Source organism: Acetobacter persici (genome assembly GCF_018256955.1).
Lineage (GTDB): Bacteria > Pseudomonadota > Alphaproteobacteria > Acetobacterales > Acetobacteraceae > Acetobacter > Acetobacter persici.
Genome location: NZ_JAERKU010000001.1, coordinates 326248 through 342382, shown reverse-complemented (window position 1 = coordinate 342382; position 16135 = coordinate 326248). Strand labels below are relative to the sequence as shown.

Annotated in this window: 13 protein-coding genes and 1 tRNA gene; 11 read left to right on the top strand and 3 right to left on the bottom strand. The window is 52.6% G+C overall.

From position 1 onward, the window contains the following. The 4 genes from JK199_RS01555 to JK199_RS15705 all read left to right on the top strand — a co-directional run bounded on the left by JK199_RS01555 (position 1) and on the right by JK199_RS15705 (position 2535). Positions 1 to 666: a phosphoribosylanthranilate isomerase gene (locus JK199_RS01555; protein WP_212373313.1), complete on the top strand. Its 666-nt coding sequence runs from the start codon at positions 1 to 3 to the stop codon at positions 664 to 666. Positions 667 to 731: 65 nt separating this feature from the next. After that, positions 732 to 822: transfer RNA gene (locus JK199_RS01550), tRNA-Ser, on the top strand. 106 nt (positions 823 to 928) lie between these two features. Further along, positions 929 to 1717, top strand: a complete 789-nt coding sequence (locus JK199_RS15710) for a DUF6538 domain-containing protein (RefSeq protein WP_244984798.1) — start codon at positions 929 to 931, stop codon at positions 1715 to 1717. Next, complete coding sequence (locus JK199_RS15705; protein WP_342356270.1) at positions 1600 to 2535, top strand: tyrosine-type recombinase/integrase; 936 nt, start codon at positions 1600 to 1602, stop codon at positions 2533 to 2535. Before JK199_RS15710 ends, JK199_RS15705 begins: the two co-directional genes overlap by 118 nt. A gap of 125 nt (positions 2536 to 2660) precedes the next feature. On the opposite strand, the gene JK199_RS01540 is transcribed toward JK199_RS15705, so the two are convergent. Next, positions 2661 to 2990, bottom strand: a complete 330-nt coding sequence (locus JK199_RS01540) for a hypothetical protein (RefSeq protein WP_212373311.1) — start codon at positions 2988 to 2990, stop codon at positions 2661 to 2663. A 1196-nt stretch (positions 2991 to 4186) separates the two neighbouring features. On the opposite strand from JK199_RS01540, the gene JK199_RS01535 reads away from it, so the two are divergent. The 3 genes from JK199_RS01535 (at position 4187) to JK199_RS01525 (ending at position 6679) form a co-directional block, all read left to right on the top strand. After that, positions 4187 to 4732 (top strand): recombinase family protein, encoded by a 546-nt coding sequence (locus tag JK199_RS01535; protein ID WP_212373309.1) that lies wholly within the window; start codon positions 4187 to 4189, stop codon positions 4730 to 4732. Positions 4733 to 5238: 506 nt separating this feature from the next. After that, a complete protein-coding gene (locus JK199_RS01530) occupies positions 5239 to 5799 on the top strand; it encodes an RNA polymerase sigma factor (RefSeq protein ID WP_077931180.1) in 561 nt (186 codons plus the stop codon). Further along, the gene (locus tag JK199_RS01525; RefSeq protein WP_212373307.1) at positions 5777 to 6679 is read left to right on the top strand and encodes a DUF4880 domain-containing protein; all 903 of its coding nucleotides are present in this window, start codon (positions 5777 to 5779) and stop codon (positions 6677 to 6679) included. Before JK199_RS01530 ends, JK199_RS01525 begins: the two co-directional genes overlap by 23 nt. Before the next feature lie 218 nt (positions 6680 to 6897). On the opposite strand, the gene JK199_RS15700 is transcribed toward JK199_RS01525, so the two are convergent. After that, positions 6898 to 7161 (bottom strand): hypothetical protein, encoded by a 264-nt coding sequence (locus tag JK199_RS15700; RefSeq protein WP_244984840.1) that lies wholly within the window; start codon positions 7159 to 7161, stop codon positions 6898 to 6900. Between JK199_RS15700 and JK199_RS01520 the strand changes: the two genes are divergently transcribed. Further along, positions 7075 to 9660, top strand: coding sequence for an outer membrane beta-barrel protein (locus JK199_RS01520; RefSeq protein ID WP_244984828.1), 2586 nt, complete (start codon positions 7075 to 7077; stop codon positions 9658 to 9660). The genes JK199_RS15700 and JK199_RS01520 overlap by 87 nt on opposite strands. 159 nt (positions 9661 to 9819) lie before the next feature. Then, positions 9820 to 12318 (top strand): phosphocholine-specific phospholipase C, encoded by a 2499-nt coding sequence (locus JK199_RS01515; protein WP_212373303.1) that lies wholly within the window; start codon positions 9820 to 9822, stop codon positions 12316 to 12318. A gap of 144 nt (positions 12319 to 12462) precedes the next feature. Here the strand turns inward: JK199_RS01515 and JK199_RS01510 are convergent, their stop codons facing one another. Continuing rightward, positions 12463 to 13362 carry a LysR family transcriptional regulator gene (locus JK199_RS01510; RefSeq protein ID WP_212373294.1) on the bottom strand — a complete coding sequence of 300 codons (900 nt, stop codon included), beginning with the start codon at positions 13360 to 13362 and terminating at the stop codon, positions 12463 to 12465. A 163-nt stretch (positions 13363 to 13525) separates the two neighbouring features. Between JK199_RS01510 and JK199_RS01505 the strand changes: the two genes are divergently transcribed. Continuing rightward, positions 13526 to 14683: an iron-containing alcohol dehydrogenase gene (locus tag JK199_RS01505; protein ID WP_212373292.1), complete on the top strand. Its 1158-nt coding sequence runs from the start codon at positions 13526 to 13528 to the stop codon at positions 14681 to 14683. A 64-nt stretch (positions 14684 to 14747) separates the two neighbouring features. Further along, positions 14748 to 16109 carry an MFS transporter gene (locus JK199_RS01500; RefSeq protein ID WP_202205697.1) on the top strand — a complete coding sequence of 454 codons (1362 nt, stop codon included), beginning with the start codon at positions 14748 to 14750 and terminating at the stop codon, positions 16107 to 16109. Positions 16110 to 16135: the final 26 nt, after the last annotated feature.

The following is a 16135-nucleotide window of genomic DNA, read 5'->3' as shown; positions in this document are numbered from 1 at the left end:
ATGACTCAGCAGCCCGTCCCCGCCGCCCATACAGGCGTAAAAATCTGCGGGCTGACAGAGGGTGCTGGGTTTGATGCCTGCGTGGAGCATGGTGCGGACTGGGTCGGGTTTGTTTTTTTTGACCGCTCACCCCGGTGCGTTACCCCGGCGCAGGCCCGGAGTCTGTCGGGCCGTCATGCGGGTGGGCCGGCTCGTGTGGGGCTTTTTGTACATCCTGATGATGAGACGCTGGCGCGTGTGCTGGATGGCGTCTCTCTCGATGTTTTACAGATTTACGCCTCGTTTGAACGGGCGTCGGAAGTCTCTTCACGGTTTGGGGTGCCTGTCTGGCTGTCTCAGCCTGTCTCAGCCCCGGCTGATTTACCTTCAGTCTGTCCTGCGGGGGTAGAACGCCTTCTGATAGAACCAAAGCCACCAGCCAGTGCAACGCGCCCCGGCGGGAATGCACAGCAACTGGACTGGAGCCTGATGCAGGGCTGGAAACCGTCTTTTCCGTGGATGCTGGCAGGGGGGCTGAACCCGGAGAATGTCGGGCAGGCTGTGACGATAACCGGGGCTCTGGCTGTGGACGTTTCCTCCGGTGTGGAAAGTGCTCCCGGCCTCAAAAGCCCGGAGGCGATTGCCCGCTTCATCCGGAATGCCCGATCCGTCACTTTTTCTGCCTGAAGCAGAAAAAGGGTCGTTTTCCCTCTTGCCTGATCCGTCAAACTTGCTATTACCACACCCGCGCCGGAGAGATGGCCGAGTGGCTTAAGGCGCACGCTTGGAAAGCGTGTGTACGTTAATAGCGTACCCAGGGTTCGAATCCCTGTCTCTCCGCCATGATGCGATTTTCCCTGAAAAAACAAGCACTTACGCCAATCTGTCACGACATGATTGTATTGTGCAGTTACATGCTCAGCGTTACATATCGACAGGTATGGACGACATGAACAACATATTCCGGCGGGCAGGTGCTCAGACATGGAGTGTCCGGTTTCATATCCCACGGGACCGGCGCTCTGACGTAGGCAAGGCATACGGAACAAAGGGCGGCCACAAGGCCGATGTGGTGAGAAGTCTGAGGACCACAGACCGTAGAGAAGCGATGGGCAGGCGTCCAAAGGCTCTGGAGGCTATCCGTGCAGAGATTGACGCAAAACTTCAGGCAATCGGTCTTGCACCCCTTGATGGTGGCTGGGAGCCTGACTGGGCTTTTACATGGGATGATGAAGAGAAAGCTGTAGCAGAAGGGCTTGAGGCTCGGAGGGAGCTTTTCATGGCCCCAGACCGGGAAGATGAGGCTGAAGAGTTTCCCGTAGTAGACTCTGACGGACGCATTCGCACTACGACAATGCGCACAAGCCCCCGTGATAGGAAGGAAAGTCAGCTACGTGACCTCATAGCGGAACAGTTGGGTGACCTCAGGGACGCAGGCAAACCTGTGGGGCCACATTATGACCGTTTCGTCGCTGTTGCCTTTGGTGAAGAGACGCCTCTTGGCCACTTGCTGGATCGCTGGGAACAGGAGAGAGACAGGAGCGTCAGCAAGGCTTCACGGGCGATGGATAAGGCTGCCCTCAACCATTTTGCTAGTTATCTTGCAGAGCATGACAGCCAGTGGCAGGGCAGTTCGATAACAGACCCGAGAAGCATCTCAGAGCCAAAGGGCTGGAGCGTCTGGAGCCAAGGGTTCTGGGTGGCTTTACGGAGTGGCTGCTGGACAGTGCAGGTCTGACTGCCAAGACCGTGGGGAGCCGTGTCAGCCCTCTGAAGATGTTCTGGGACTGGTGCATTCGCAAGCACATTATCTTTGGTCCGAACCCGTGGGATGGTGCCACCCGTGGTCTGAAGCAGCAGGCTGCACGTCAGGGCAACGGCAAACCAAAGCGGCGTGAGTTCTCAGAAGATGAACTGCTGGCCCTCTTGCAGGCTGATCCGGATGCAGGGAAACGATGGGCATGGGGGCAGGTTATCCGTGACCTGATGCCCTTGGCTCTCCTGACAGGAGCCAGAGAGAACGAACTGTGCAGCCTGACAGTGGACAAGGTTGTGCAGCTTCCGGGGTCTGAGCTGCTGGGCATTGCTGTGCTTGAAGAGGACGCAAAGACAGCCAGTTCCATCAGGCGTGTGCCTCTGCACCCTCTGGTCAGACCCATCATTGAAAGAAGGCTGGCTGCTGCCATAGCCACAGGTGAGCCAGACGCTCCCTTGTTTCCTGAGTGCAAGCCCGGAGGACCAGCCGAGAAGCGTGGTTACTATTTCTCAAAACGCTTCACAGAGTTCAGGCGGGATGTGCTGGGGGCTGGGTCTGATGGTCTGGTGACATTCCATAGCTTCAGGAAATGCTTTGGCACGTTCATGCGGAGGGCTGCTGTGGCTGGTGTGTCTGAGTGCCAGTTATCGGTCGCTCAGAAGCTGATGGGCCACAAGCCCCAGACCATCACAGAGACAGCCTACATGGAGGCAGATATGCCTTGGAAGGTCTATGAAGCGGCCATTCTGGGCATGGTGGACAAGGGAATGCCGGGTTCTCTTGTGGCAAAGCTGGGATAGAGGCAGGCAGGCGCTGGGCCTTTAGCAAAAAAGCCCACACATGGCTTTCCTGCTCCCCTCCGGGTTCTCTGGCCGGGGGAATGGTGGAAAGTGTCTGTGTGGGCTTTCTGTAGGCTATCAGGGCTTTATTGGTTAGTCTGACGCTCAAGACATGACTGCATCTTGGTCTGACGTGCAGCCACAGCCTTTTGCCAGTCAATCGTGAAGGTCTCTTCAATGGCTGGCACAAGCACTTCCAGATTGTCCCGCGTGAGGTTGAAGGCGTTGCGGTCCTTGAAGCGGATGCGCCTCCCTCCGTGCGTTTCCCCGACAAGGAAGCGGGCAACGGTGACAAGATCACTTGGGTTGGTGCTGTGCTTCCATGCTTTGGCTTTTCTCCCACCAATCTGGATTTTCACCTGACCAGAGCCATTATCGATAACATGTAGTCGTGTGCCATTGTCTGTGAAAATCATCAGGTCAGGAAGGTCCGTTTTGCTGACCCGGAGGTGCCTGCCTGTGCCGTGGCGTCCTGTCAGGGCAATTAGTGCGGTTCCATTGTCCATGTGGGTGATTGGACTGGCTTTCCGGGGCGTCCGAGGGCATTGGGGCTTTCCGGCATCTGAGCGTTTCTTGCGGGTGTTCTGGGGTGCGTTCATCTGAGGTGTCTCCTTCATTGTGAGGATGAGTAGAGACACAGGGCGCTCCTATAGGAGTCCTTAAAGGATAGTCCTTATTGTTATCCCTTATAAAAGAAGGTTAGGAGTCTTTAGGGAGCCTTTAAGGAACTCTATAGGAGGCCCCATCTATCTATTCATCTATCTGTATGCTGCATTTTTGCATGACATGAGTTTCAGGGCTTCCAAGTGCTTGTTTTCTCTCGCCTTTGCTCAAGAGAAAGAGACGCAGGGAAGTATTGTCTTGATTGTCTTCCTTCAAATGGTCTGGAAGGGACGCAGGACAGCCAAGAGGAAACCAACCTCACAGGAGAGAGTCACAGAGTCCCGTAGAAGCCGGTCTGCCTCTTGTCTGGCACCTTGTAGCAGGGGAGCGCTTGAGGCCTCTCTACGGGCAAATGCGAGGCTATTGGAGAGGGGGAGGTGCCAAAAGGCTCTCCGGGAGTTTTCGTCTAATTTTCACAGTGCGAGAACTGCTGACAAGGCTCGAACAACAGCAACAGCGATTGGGTTTAGCCTCTGTCTCGAAGTCGAAAAATGGCTGAAGACTGGGATTGGTGGCCCGTTTGGAGTCCCTGTTGAGCCCTAGCTCTGGCCTCACTCGCCTTGGTGCATTCCTTGCGATAGGGTGTTCCGGTGCCTTTCAAACATGAACTAGATGTAACCTGAAGCTGAGTGCCTTTAGATAACAAAGAACCGACATGCAGTCAGAATGCCTCTCTATGCCCTGAGAGAGTCATAGAAGCCCGTAGAGGTCTGTCTGTCCTGTTTCAGCTAACTGACAGCCATGAACGCTGAGAGCCTTCTGTGCGGGCCTCTGTGAGGCTTCTGGGAGGCATCTGTCACTGTGCTTGTGGAGCATTGGGGTATACCCTTGGGTGATGGAACATTGCTGGGAGATTTTACGGAACATTTGGGTTGACTTTCGAGTTGTGTTCCATGAAGACGGGAATGTCTAAAAGCCTAATGTTCCATTTCAGCAGGACACCCAAGCAATGCGTTACGGATATGCCCGCGTCTCAACGATAGACCAGAACACGGATGCCCAAGTGCAGGCCCTGAAAGCTGCTGGGTGTGATGAAGTCAGAGCAGAGCAAAAGACCGGCACCAAGATGGAAGGGCGGGATGAACTGGCAACCCTCCTTCAATTCATGCGCGAGGGGGATATGCTGGTCGTGACGCGGATAGACCGACTTGCCCGTTCGGTTGCTGATCTTCAGAAAATTGTTGGCATGCTAAAGAGCAAAGGCGTTGCGCTACAATGCACCGAACAGCCCGTAGACACGTCAACAGCGGCAGGAAAAGCCTTTCTGGATATGCTGGGAGTGTTCGCTGAGTTTGAAACCAACCTACGGAAAGAACGCCAGCTTGAAGGAATAGCGCTTGCAAAAGCGAAAGGTGTCTACAAAGGCCGCAAGCCAAAGGTTGACCGTGAAGAGGTGAAGAAACTGAAGGCGGAGGGGCTGGGTGCAACAGCTATTGCTCGTCAGCTTGGCATCACACGCCAGCACGTTAACAGATGTCTCCGCGCTGTGTCTTGAGCGCATGGCCTCGTGTAAAGACCGTAGACAGGTGCGAACTGTCAGCGGTAGGGAGTGAATGAAGCGGCTCTAACAACAGGCTGTGGTGTGTAACTTCGCCATACAATGCTGTAGTGACATGTTTTTTTTGCGGTTTTCTGCGGTAAATTGCTCATAAAAAGAGAGTCCCTGTCTCTCCGCCAGATTTTAATTTCCCATAAAATTTGTTAAAGCAGTCTGTAGGTAGCCACCGTTAGCGGGGCTTGTGTCGCTACAGGTGCAACATTCCATACCCGTGATGTAGCTATAAACGCGCGGCGTAAAAAACTGCGCGCATCCAAATGCTCTTGAAGCTTTCGGGCGGATGGTAACGGAGAACTGCCCGAGGTGGTGCATGCTTCTCTTACCAGACAGTAAAAGCCGGAATGGGTGGCCTCTTTGGGGTCACCAGGGTCTGTCATATTTCTTTAACAAACAAAAAAATAGTGAGCTGTTAAATAGCCGCCGTGTTGAAGGCGGAGCAGGACATGCTGGCGGATCAGGAGCGGAGCTATTGGCTCGCGAAGCATATCGTTCCACATGAGCATCTGGTAAGGGCATGGCTCGCCCGTTTTCCTGATATTGAAGCCGACGATATTATTCAGGAAGGATATGTTGTTATCTCTGAGGCCGATATTAGCAGAGTTTTTAATCCTATTGGCTACTTCCATACAATTTGCCGTAATCTTGTTTTAAAACATTACAGGAAGGCCCAGATTGTCAGCGTTACAGCCATTGCGGATATTTTAAATGATACGCTGGCTGATCAGACGCCATCAATCGAAGAAACGCTTGATGCAAGAGCAGAATTACAGTTTCTGGACCAGATTATTCAGAATCTTCCCGAGACATGCCGGAAAGTGTTTATTTGCAGGAAAATAAACGGAAGCCCGCAGAAACAGTGTGCCCGGGAACTGGGGCTCTCTGAAAATAGCGTGGAAAAACAGTTGGCGCGGGCTTTAGCACTCATTGCCAAATCCTACGGGCAACGAGATATGCCTCAACGTAAGACGACAGGACCGACACGTGGCAACAGAAGATTCTCCTGATTATGTTGCCGCGCAATGGATGGCCCGGATTGATCGCAGTGCGCTGACGCAGGAAGAACAGGATGCCTTAAACCGGTGGGTCAGTGCCGATATCCGGCATAAAGGCGCGTTTTTACGAGCTCAGGCTGTATGGCAGGCGACAAATAAGGCCAGAGCTTTACACGCGCCGTATCCGGCACGGGTGGCCCATGTGCCGCGTCCTTCCTCGCGTCGTGCGTTTTTGGGTTCAGCGGTCGCGGCATCTGTTGGTCTGTTTGTGATCGCAAGCAAAACGGGCGAGGCACGCACACAATATACGACCCTCAAGAACATTCTGCATTGCCGTCAAACGCCGGAAAAGCAGCTTATTCTGGACTGCTATAGCCATGTGGATGACTATTCCGAGTTAACAAGGATAGTCTACGGGCGCTGTCTGGTGGGAGGATCTCAGCGGACTGTCAAAACGAGCAGGCTGCGATTTGTTATAAACGGCAGCCTGCTGATGTACAAAGACGCAAATTACGAAATCGGTCTTGTGATGAACGGGCACGCCTCCTTAAAGGGGCAGCATCCGTCCGAATATAAAACCTTATCGGCTGGAGAGCAGATTACGCGCACTGCGGCGGGGCAACTTCATTTCAGTTATCTGGATGCGGAGGCGCTTGCCCGTCTGAGCGCATGGACAAAAGGTCAGGTCTCTCTGGATACGCAAACAATCTCTGAGGCCTCTGATATTTTTAACCGCTACAACCAGAAGCAGCTTGTACCGTCTTTTCGGCTGGCGGATTACCGGCTTTCAGGCATGTTTGATCTGAACAGGCCGGATGTGTTTGCCCTTGCGGTCAAAACGGTTCTGGGCGGAAAAATACATGAAGATGGGCAGCATATTTATCTGGAATAAAAACATTGTCTTATAACTGTAATAAGAAAAAGTGGCGGGAAAATTGAGCTGAAGACTCATGGAAGGCAGATGCATCTATCACACAAGGTTGCAAAATGTCTTTTCTAGGCCGTTCGTGCTTTTGTCTCTCTCTCATTTCATCTTCTGCTTTTATTTCCAGCGTTTCGGCCGCCGCGGATCATAAGCTGTCTTTTTCAATTCCTGCCCAAAAGCTGACGTCAGCCCTTATGGTGTTTAGTCAGCAGTCGGGCCTGCATGTTGCGTTTGATGGAAAGGTCGGAGATTCCCTCCAGTCTGTGCCCCTGCACGGAAAAATGGATGCCTTTAAAGCGCTCCATAAACTGCTTGGTCAGACGGGATTCATCATTGATGCATCCAACCCCAACTTTATTACGTTGTGCACGGAAAAAGATCATAAGCTGAAAACTGCAAACAGCCATGACACAAATCTGACTGTTCAGGGGCATCGAAACCAGCTTCACACCAAGCGCAGCTTTGCCGGGGTGGTGGACAGCACGTCTTATGATGATACGTCCAGCCTTGGCGGTGGCGCATCCTCTGTGGCTGATCTGCTGGTTCTTCTGCCCGGTGTGGCCGGTATTCAGGATGGTGATCAGCCGCGCTATATCAGTGTGCGCGGTATTTCGCCGGATCTGAATCAGACAACGCTTGATGGCATTACTCTGGCGACAATTGGCGATAATGGCGGGGGAACACGGCGCGTCAATTTACAGAATATTCCGGGTGAGCTGACCGGAGAAGACAATATTTATAAAACCTTTACAGCAGAGCAGGATGGTGGGGCTATTGGCGCCGTTATCGATATGATGCCAAGAAGCGCTTTTGATTATAAGGGTTTTTATAAATATCTGGATGCGTATGGCGTTTATTCCACATATCGTGGGGCGGTGGGTGCTAATAAAGTTCCGGGCCTTTCTCCGCATCTGGCGCAGGGTGCAAAAGCCGTGATCGCTGATCGTTTTGGGGAGAATAAAGAATTCGGAATTATTGCGTCTTTCCGCTATCAGAAACGTATCCGAAATTCCTATAAAAAATGGCAGGATAGTAATTATTATTACGACGTTAAAGGGAAGCCTGTTGGCGGTGAAAGCAATAACGTTCCGGACCGCTCACAAGGCTGGAACGGGCTGACAGCCCCGGCAGATATTGAAGACGGCAATTATTCAAACGCAATTACCAATCTGGGTGGCTCGGCCCGTGCAGAGTGGAAGCCCGTTAATTCAGGTTTTACGGCGTCCCTTATGGGATACAGCTATGAAAGATGGGAAAATTCCTTAATGGATCATACCTATCTTTTGATGGATAATCCGCAGGTCTGGAATCAGACCGCCACCAGTGGGCGTGAATTGCTGTATCGTTCTGCAAGCTATGTAAGGCAGGATCGCTGGCAGACAAACAGCAACGGTGTGCTGGGTAATCTGGGCTGGCATGACGCAGTTTCCGCTCTCAAACTGCGGGTCGGTTATACGTGGGAAGAATATGAAAATTACCAGCCACGCCTGACGGCATATGCCTACCCTAAAAAGCAGGGTCTGGCTCCGATCTATGGTGATTATCTCTATAAAGATAATTTCGCGACACTCTCGAACGTGAGTGATCTGAAGAGCATGATGGGAATGAAGTATAATTTAAGCCAGATTCAGCAATATGATGATGATGCGCGGGAAGGGGTTACTAACGTCCGCCTTGATTATACACGTAATCTGAATTCTGATTCTCACGGCTTTGGATTTGCGACAGGGTTTGAATGGCGCACTCTGAATGTCACTGATCAGATGAATTACCGCGACTACGTGGCCGGTGGCGATGCAACCCCCTATATGTTTACGCCCAGTTTCAGGCCTCCCGGCACGTTTTATACTCTACCATGGATCAATATGACGAATTTTCCATGGGACAAGCAAAAGCTCGACGTTGCCACAAGTAATAATGACACGCTGAGTTCATTTTACCGATATAAAGAACAGTTGCTCGATGGATATCTGTCCCTGCATTACAAGTGGCAGCATTCGCAACTCATTGCTGGCGTGAGAGCTGATGGTGTCAGTTTCTCGGCTTACACGCCTCAAATTGAATCGGGCACTGCATCTGGTAAAATTAGTAAAAATAATGGGGGTTATCTGAATCCTCTTCCATCCGTGACATTTATGCATGAATTCCCAAAGAATTTTATCCTGCATGCGGCATGGAGTGAAAGTGTTGGTCGCCCGCGGCCTAATGATATTGCTCAGGCGCAGAAAATTAACTGTAGCGATGATGCAAAAAACGGAGCCGAGTGTACTTTGTCCCGGGGGAACCCGAACTTGCGGCCGCGTCGTGCAAACAACTTTGATGTGTCTCTTGATAAGTATTTTGATCATGGACGCGGGGTCTTTAGCGTCGCGTATTTTGATAAGATGATTAAGGATGATATTTATACGTTAAGTGACTACCAAATTCTTGATGGCGTGAAGACACAGGTGACAGAACCGCTGAATGCCAATAAATCCTCTCTTATGGGTGTTGAAGTCTCCGTTATTGACCGGAAGATAAAAGGGCCATGGAACTGGAGTTTTGATGTATCCGCCAACGGGACATGGATGCGCGGACGGATGAATTATACCGCATCCGAAGGGACGTATAAACTGCATCAACTGCCTGATCAGCCAAACTATATTTTTAACAGTGCTGTAACGTGGCATATACCGCAGGTGCGCGGTGCGATCCGTGCAACCTTCTCCTATACGCCCAAATATCTGACTGACCCTGCTGCCAACCCCTGGCAGAACTCAGGCTATGGTGAACTCGCCAGCCTTGATCTGGGAGCATGGCACGATATTACTGACAATATCCGTTTCAAGTATGAAGTGTATAACCTTGTCGGGGCACACAGAATGTATCGGATGGGCGACAGGCTCCAGCAGATTAGCGAAAAAGATTATTACGGAAGAAGCATCTATTTTGAGGTTGTCGTGAACTAGCAGGGCAGACCAGCCGTATCAGGCACAGATGTCAGAGAGAGGGACGTGTTTTTCCCTCTGCTTTGTCATGAGCCTCAAAGCGCGGCGTGCAGTCTTTGCAGCATTCTGTGCGCCCTTTCTCTACAATGCTTCCTATAAACTGAATAAGACCCACAGCCCATGACAACACGCAGAGATTTTCTGAAATACGCACTCTTTACTGGGGCCGCTGCTGGTTCTGGTGCGATCTTGCCAGACTCTGTTCGGCGGGCTTTTGCCATCGCTCCAGAGGTTGGCTCCACATGGAAAGATGCCGAGCATGTTGTTATTTTAATGCAGGAAAACAGATCATTTGATCATGTTTTTGGAACATTGCAGGGCGTACGCGGGTTTAATGACCCAAGGGCACTCCGTCAGCCTAACGGTAATCCGGTGTTTATGCAGTCCGGCCAGTCTGGCGAGACTTATCTGCCGTGGAGACTGAATATTCGCGATACACGGGTAACGTGGATGGGGTCTATCCCGCATTCCCGTGACAGTCAGGTGGATGCATGGAATGGTGGCGCGCATGACAGATGGATTGATGCCAAAAAATCGCATCACAAAGGATATGATCGTTATCCTTTGACGATGGGTTATTATACCCGCGAAGATTTGCCCTTTTATTATGCGCTTGCCGATGCCTTTACCGTCTGTGATCAGAATTATTGTGGGGCCATGACGAGCACGACACCTAACCGCCTATTATTTATGACCGGAACCGTGAGGGACCGGCAGGACCAGTCCTCTGGTGTTTACATGCGCAATGGCGAGATTCTTGAAGGTGGCATGACGTGGGGCACATTTCCGGAACGGCTTGAACAGGCAGGTGTTTCCTGGAAATATTATCAGAATGAACTGACCCAGACCGGGGGTATGAGCGAGGCAGAGCGTGGCTGGCTCAGTAATTTCGGGACAAATGTTCTGGAATGTTTTGACCAGTATGTGGTCTCTGCCAATCCGGGCTTTCAGGAATGGCTTGACGCCCGCATCAGCGATTGCCGCAACCATCTTGACCGGTTGAATAGCCGGGAAATGCTCGTCTCGGAAACACTTGCGGAAAAACGGGTTGAGGCACAGACGCTGCTTGATGTTTTGACGCGGCGTAAGGCGCAGTCCGCTGAAAAAAGAGAGAAACTTACGGATGAAGAACGTGCGCTGTTTGAAAAAGCCTTTGTAACCAATAAGGCTGACAAAAATTATCGGACACTGGAGCAACTGCATTTTCAGGATGGTGAAAAATCTATCAGTATGAAGGCTCCTAAAGGGGATATTCTGCATCAGTTCCGTCAGGATGTGAAAGACAGCACGCTCCCTGTTGTTTCATGGTTATCCGCGCCGGAGCATTTTTCTGACCATCCAACGTCTCCTTGGTACGGAGCATGGTATGTTTCGGAAGTGATGGATATTCTGACGGAAAATCCTGAAGTCTGGAAAAAAACGATTTTCATTATAACATATGATGAAAATGATGGGTATTTTGACCACGGTTGTTCTTATACAGCACCCGATCCTGCCCGCCCGGAAACAGGCCGGTCTTCAGCGAAAATTGGCCCGGACGGACTGGAATATACAACGGTAGAGGATGAAATTGCACGCGGTGTGCCAAAGCATCTGGCACGGAGCGGGCCGATTGGTCTTGGCTTTCGGGTACCGATGATTATTGCGTCTCCCTGGAGCCGTGGTGGATGGGTAAATTCACAGTTGTTTGAGCATACATCCACACTGCGTTTTCTCGAAGTTTTTGTGCAGGAGAAGTTCGGAAAAAATGTAACAGAGACTAATATTTCCCCCTGGAGGCGCGCTATTAGCGGTGATCTGACATCCTGTTTCCGTACATTTGATGGGGTGGCGCCTTCTTTGCCCTATCTGAATCGTGATGATCATCTGCATATGATTGAAGACGCGAAAGATCGCCCCATGCCGAGCGGTTTTCATGCGCTGAGTGCAGATGAAAGTGTAATGCTACGGGATAATCCCGACAGGCTTCGTCAGGCACTCTGGCAGGAGCCGGGGCATCGGCCTGCCTGCGCGCTGCCTTATGAACCGTATTGCGATGGAGGTGTCAGCCCAGATGGACGCCATATCATGCTGCGTCTGAAGGCCGGTGCGGATTTATACGGCCAGCGCGCTGCCGGTCTGCCCTTTAATATCTATCGCCATACCAACCCGGAAATGAGTGCCATGCAGGCGGGGACTTATGCTCTGGCAGCTGGCGACACTCTGGATGCCTCCTTTGAGATGGCATCTTTCGCGCACGGCCAGTATGATGTAGACGTGCATGCCCCCAATGGTTTTTATCGTCGCTACAAGGGGCGGCAGGATGGGGTGAAGATAGACGTCGCATGCCGTTATCTTGTCGGGAAGAAGCAGGACCTTGTTTTATCTCTGCGCAATTATGGGACGGAAACGATTGATCTGGTCTGCGCTTTGAAAGGCGAGGAAATAACCAGAACCATCCGGCTTTCTCCGGGGAAAACGCGGGTAGTTCCGTTTGATCTGGCGAAAGAGGCCATGTGGTATGACATTACGCTCTCAGCCCGGAACGAAGAAGATTTTCTGTATCATCTTGCGGGTCGCGTTGAAACGACACGTGCGGGGAAAACAGACAGGGCTATGGGATCAGGGCAGAAGCTCTAAGCGTTAAGGGACGCCTTTTAGGGGAAGGTAAGGTCGCTAATTTTTGTGGTTTATCAGGAAAAGTATTGCGTAGTGCTAGAATGTTGCGGCACGGCATGATAGCGCTCTATGCTATCCGCGAGGCAGCACAGGAAGTTGTTGGCCTTATAACGCAAACTGTTTCTGGTTTTCCTGAACGGCCTGCCGGATGAAATTGCACAATTGATGGATGCGTAAAGTTTTTTGTTCTTCTTCACGGGTAATCAGCCAGTAATGTCGTTTCAGTCTTACCTGTTCCGGCAGAACCGGGACCAGCTCCGGTCGTGTGGCGGCGACAAAGGTCGGGAGCACTGCCATGCACAGGCCTGAGCAGGCTGCTTCCATCTGGGCCTGTACGCTTGAATTCTGAATGCGTACCATTTTGCGGGAGACCCCAAGACTTTCCAGATAATCCAGTTCCCGCATAAAAATCATTTCATCCACATACCCGGAAAACAGGTGGGATGAAAAATCATCTGGTTTTTTGATCGGTTTTTCCCGGTCAAGATAAGCCTGCGTGGCATATACGCATAAATAATAAGGTGTCAGTTTTTCACAGACAAACCGATCATCCTCAGAAGGGGTGACGGTAATGGCAATGTCGGCCTGCCTGCGGGAGAGGGCGACAATCTGCTGAATTGTCAGAATTTCAATGGTCAGCGCAGGGTTGTCTACCAGCAGAGGGCCAATACGGGCAGCCAGAAAAAAGTTTGCAAACCCTTCCAGCGCGTTGATGCGGATGGTTCCCGTCAGCCCGTGCAGAGGGCTGCTGGCCTGTGCAACCTGTGTTGCTTCCCGGTCCATAGCCTCTGCCGTGCTTAACAGGTCTTCCCCATAGCGCGTCAGTGCATAACCGCGCAGGTGCCGTTCAAAGAGTGTTTTACCGACGGATGTTTCCAGAGAAACAATGTGTCGGCCCACAGTTGCGTGATCAACCCCCAGTAAACGCCCTGCTTCCGAAAGGGAGCCGGAACGCGCCACAGCCAGAAAAAACTGCAGATTTCTCCAGTCCAGACTGCGTTTCATGCGGGTAAGAAAGCTCCATTTGCTTGTTGCTGTGCAGATTTGCACATCGAGTGAGCGAAATCTCCTGATTTTCTTGTGAGGGTTTTGCGCGTTCAGTCGGCGCACAAGAACAACAGCCGGGAAGGAAGGGCGCAAGCCGTAACCTTCTTCTGGAGATAAGGCCATGACAGCACTTTATCTGCCCTCTCTGGTCCGTATTGGTGGTGGGGCTCTGAACGAGCTTCCCGCCGCCCTGAAACAGGCAGGGCTTTCCGCACCGTTTATCATTACAGACGCCTTTATGGAGCAGTCAGGCTTGCTGGACAGAGTGAAGGGGCTTCTGGAAGAAGCTGGCTTCCGCTCGGGCGCTTTCCCTAATGCTGTGCCAGATCCTACGGTCGCCTCCGTAGAGGCCGCACTGGCAGCCCTCAAACAGGGGGATTATGATTCCGTAATTGGTCTGGGCGGCGGCAGCCCGATTGATACCGCCAAAATGGTGGCTGTTCTGGCCAGACACGGTGGCACGCCATCCCGCCTGAAGGTGCCGCATGTGCAGGATGAAGTCGGGTTACCGATTATCGCCATCCCCACCACGGCCGGGACGGGCTCAGAAGCCACGCGCGTTACGGTGATTACGGATGAAAAAACCGACGAGAAAATGCTCTGTGCCGGATACGCCTATCTGCCGCATATTGCGATTGTTGATTATGAACTCACCCTGACCATGCCCCGCCGCCTGACGGCGGATACCGGTCTGGATGCTCTGACGCACGCTCTGGAAGCCTACGTGTCCAGACTGGCCTCTCCCTTTACAGACGCACTGGCGCTGGCCGCCATGAAGCGCATATGGCACGCGCTGCCGGTTGCATGCGCGGAACCCTCCAGCCGGGAAGCGCGTGCGCAGGTCATGCAGGGGGCGTTTGAAGCCGGAATGGCGTTCTCTAACGCGTCTGTCGCCCTCGTGCATGGCATGAGCCGGCCCATCGGGGCGCATTTCCATGTGGCGCACGGACTGTCAAACGCCATGCTGCTGCCGGAAATTACAGCGTGGTCCGTTGCTGGGGCTGAAGCGCGGTATGCAACCTGCGCCCGCGTGATGGGCATTGTCCCTGACAATACGGATGATGCTTCGGCCTGTAAGGCTCTTGTGGCGGCTCTGCGGGAACGCAATCGTGCGCTGGATGTGCCAACCCCGCGCTCCTACGGGCTAGAGGAAAGCCGCTGGAATGATCTGCTGCCTCTTATGGCAGAGCAGGCTCTGGCCTCCGGCTCCCCCGCGAACAATCCGCGCGTGCCCGCGCATGCAGAGATTGTGGAGCTGTATCAGAAAGTCTGGGCCTGAGGCCGGGCATAGGCAGATGGGCCATCTATAAAAATAACAAAACGCCTGTCAGGAGAATGGAACAATGACAACCCACCCGGAAGGAGCACGCTCCATGCGTTCTCTGGTGCTGGCGTCAAGCGTTGGCACCGTTATTGAATGGTATGATTTTTTTCTCTACGGCAGTCTGGCCATTTTCTTTGCCCGTCTGTTTTATCCCCCCGGTGACGGCGTGGCGGCGACCCTTATCAGTGTAGCGACTTTTGCGACCGGGTTTGCCGTGCGCCCTCTGGGCAGCCTGCTGTTTGGTTATATGGGGGATAGTGTCGGGCGGAAAAAAACCTTTCTGACTACTCTGCTTATCATGGGCTGCTCCACGGCCGCCATTGGCCTTTTGCCGACCTTTGCCACAGCGGGATACGCTGCGCCCGTTCTGCTTGTTGTGCTGCGGATTGTGCAGGGGCTTGCGCTGGGTGGGGAGTATGGCGGGGCGGCGACCTATGTGGCGGAACATTCCCCGCCGCAGGAGCGCGGAAAATGGGCAAGCTATATTCAGGCCATGGCGTCAGCCGGGTTTGTGCTCTCTCTGGGGATTGTGCTGACCCTGCGTCTGTCACTGGGAGAAGAGGCGTTCGGGGTGTGGGGCTGGCGGGTACCGTTTCTGGTCTCGTTCGTTCTGGTTCTTGTTTCCGTCCGTATTCGTCTCCGGCTTTCTGAATCGCCTGTTTTTATCGATATGCATAAACAGGGTCAGCTTTCCAAATCACCAGTGCGGGACACGTTCCGCATCCCCGGCAACGCGCGGCGTATTCTCCTGTTCCTGTTTGGTGTGGCCTGCGCGCAGGCGGTCACGTTTTATACCGCACAGTTTTATGCCCTGTATTACATTCAGACTTTTATGAAAGTGCCTTTTCTGCCAGCCACACTTTCCGTCGCGATCGGGGCGTTTCTGGGGGTGCCCTTCTTTGTGCTGTTTGGCGCTTTGTCTGACAGAATTGGGCGTAAACGCCTCTCTCTGGCCGGTATGGCTGCGGCGGTTGTGTTTTATATCCCCATTTTCTCTATCATCCGCCACGCAATTACGCCTGAAAACACCAGCTATCCGACGATTTCCGCCTGTGTGTTCGTGCTGGTTGTGATTGCGGCGGCTGTTTATGGCCCCTACGGCGCGTTTATTGTGGAAAGCTTTCCCGCCAATGTGCGGTACACCTCAATTTCTGTTCCTTACCATATCGGGAACGGGATTTTTGGAGGCTTTCTGCCGCTGGTGAGCCTCTGGCTGGTGACGGAAACCGGAAATCCTTATGCCGGGCTGCTTTACCCCATGGGGCTGTGCCTGATCGGCTTTTTTATCACCCTGTTCTGGGTGCCTGAAACACTGACGGTGCGCAAAGGCGAGCGCACACAGATAGTCTCCCTCTCACATGAAGCCATGAGCGAAGGCTGAGCCTCGGTCACACAAAAGGATAAAAC

Excerpts from the sequence above, each read along its gene's own strand:
- JK199_RS01555 (WP_212373313.1), top strand. The coding sequence starts at position 1 with ATGACTCAGCAGCCCGTCCCCGCCGCCCATACAGGCGTAAAAATCTGC.
- JK199_RS15710 (WP_244984798.1), top strand. The coding sequence starts at position 929 with ATGAACAACATATTCCGGCGGGCAGGTGCTCAGACATGGAGTGTCCGG.
- JK199_RS01540 (WP_212373311.1), bottom strand. The coding sequence starts at position 2,990 with ATGATTTTCACAGACAATGGCACACGACTACATGTTATCGATAATGGC.
- JK199_RS01535 (WP_212373309.1), top strand. The coding sequence starts at position 4,187 with ATGCGTTACGGATATGCCCGCGTCTCAACGATAGACCAGAACACGGAT.
- JK199_RS01530 (WP_077931180.1), top strand. The coding sequence starts at position 5,239 with ATGCTGGCGGATCAGGAGCGGAGCTATTGGCTCGCGAAGCATATCGTT.
- JK199_RS01515 (WP_212373303.1), top strand. The coding sequence starts at position 9,820 with ATGACAACACGCAGAGATTTTCTGAAATACGCACTCTTTACTGGGGCC.
- JK199_RS01510 (WP_212373294.1), bottom strand. The coding sequence starts at position 13,362 with ATGAAACGCAGTCTGGACTGGAGAAATCTGCAGTTTTTTCTGGCTGTG.
- JK199_RS01505 (WP_212373292.1), top strand. The coding sequence starts at position 13,526 with ATGACAGCACTTTATCTGCCCTCTCTGGTCCGTATTGGTGGTGGGGCT.
- JK199_RS01500 (WP_202205697.1), top strand. The coding sequence starts at position 14,748 with ATGACAACCCACCCGGAAGGAGCACGCTCCATGCGTTCTCTGGTGCTG.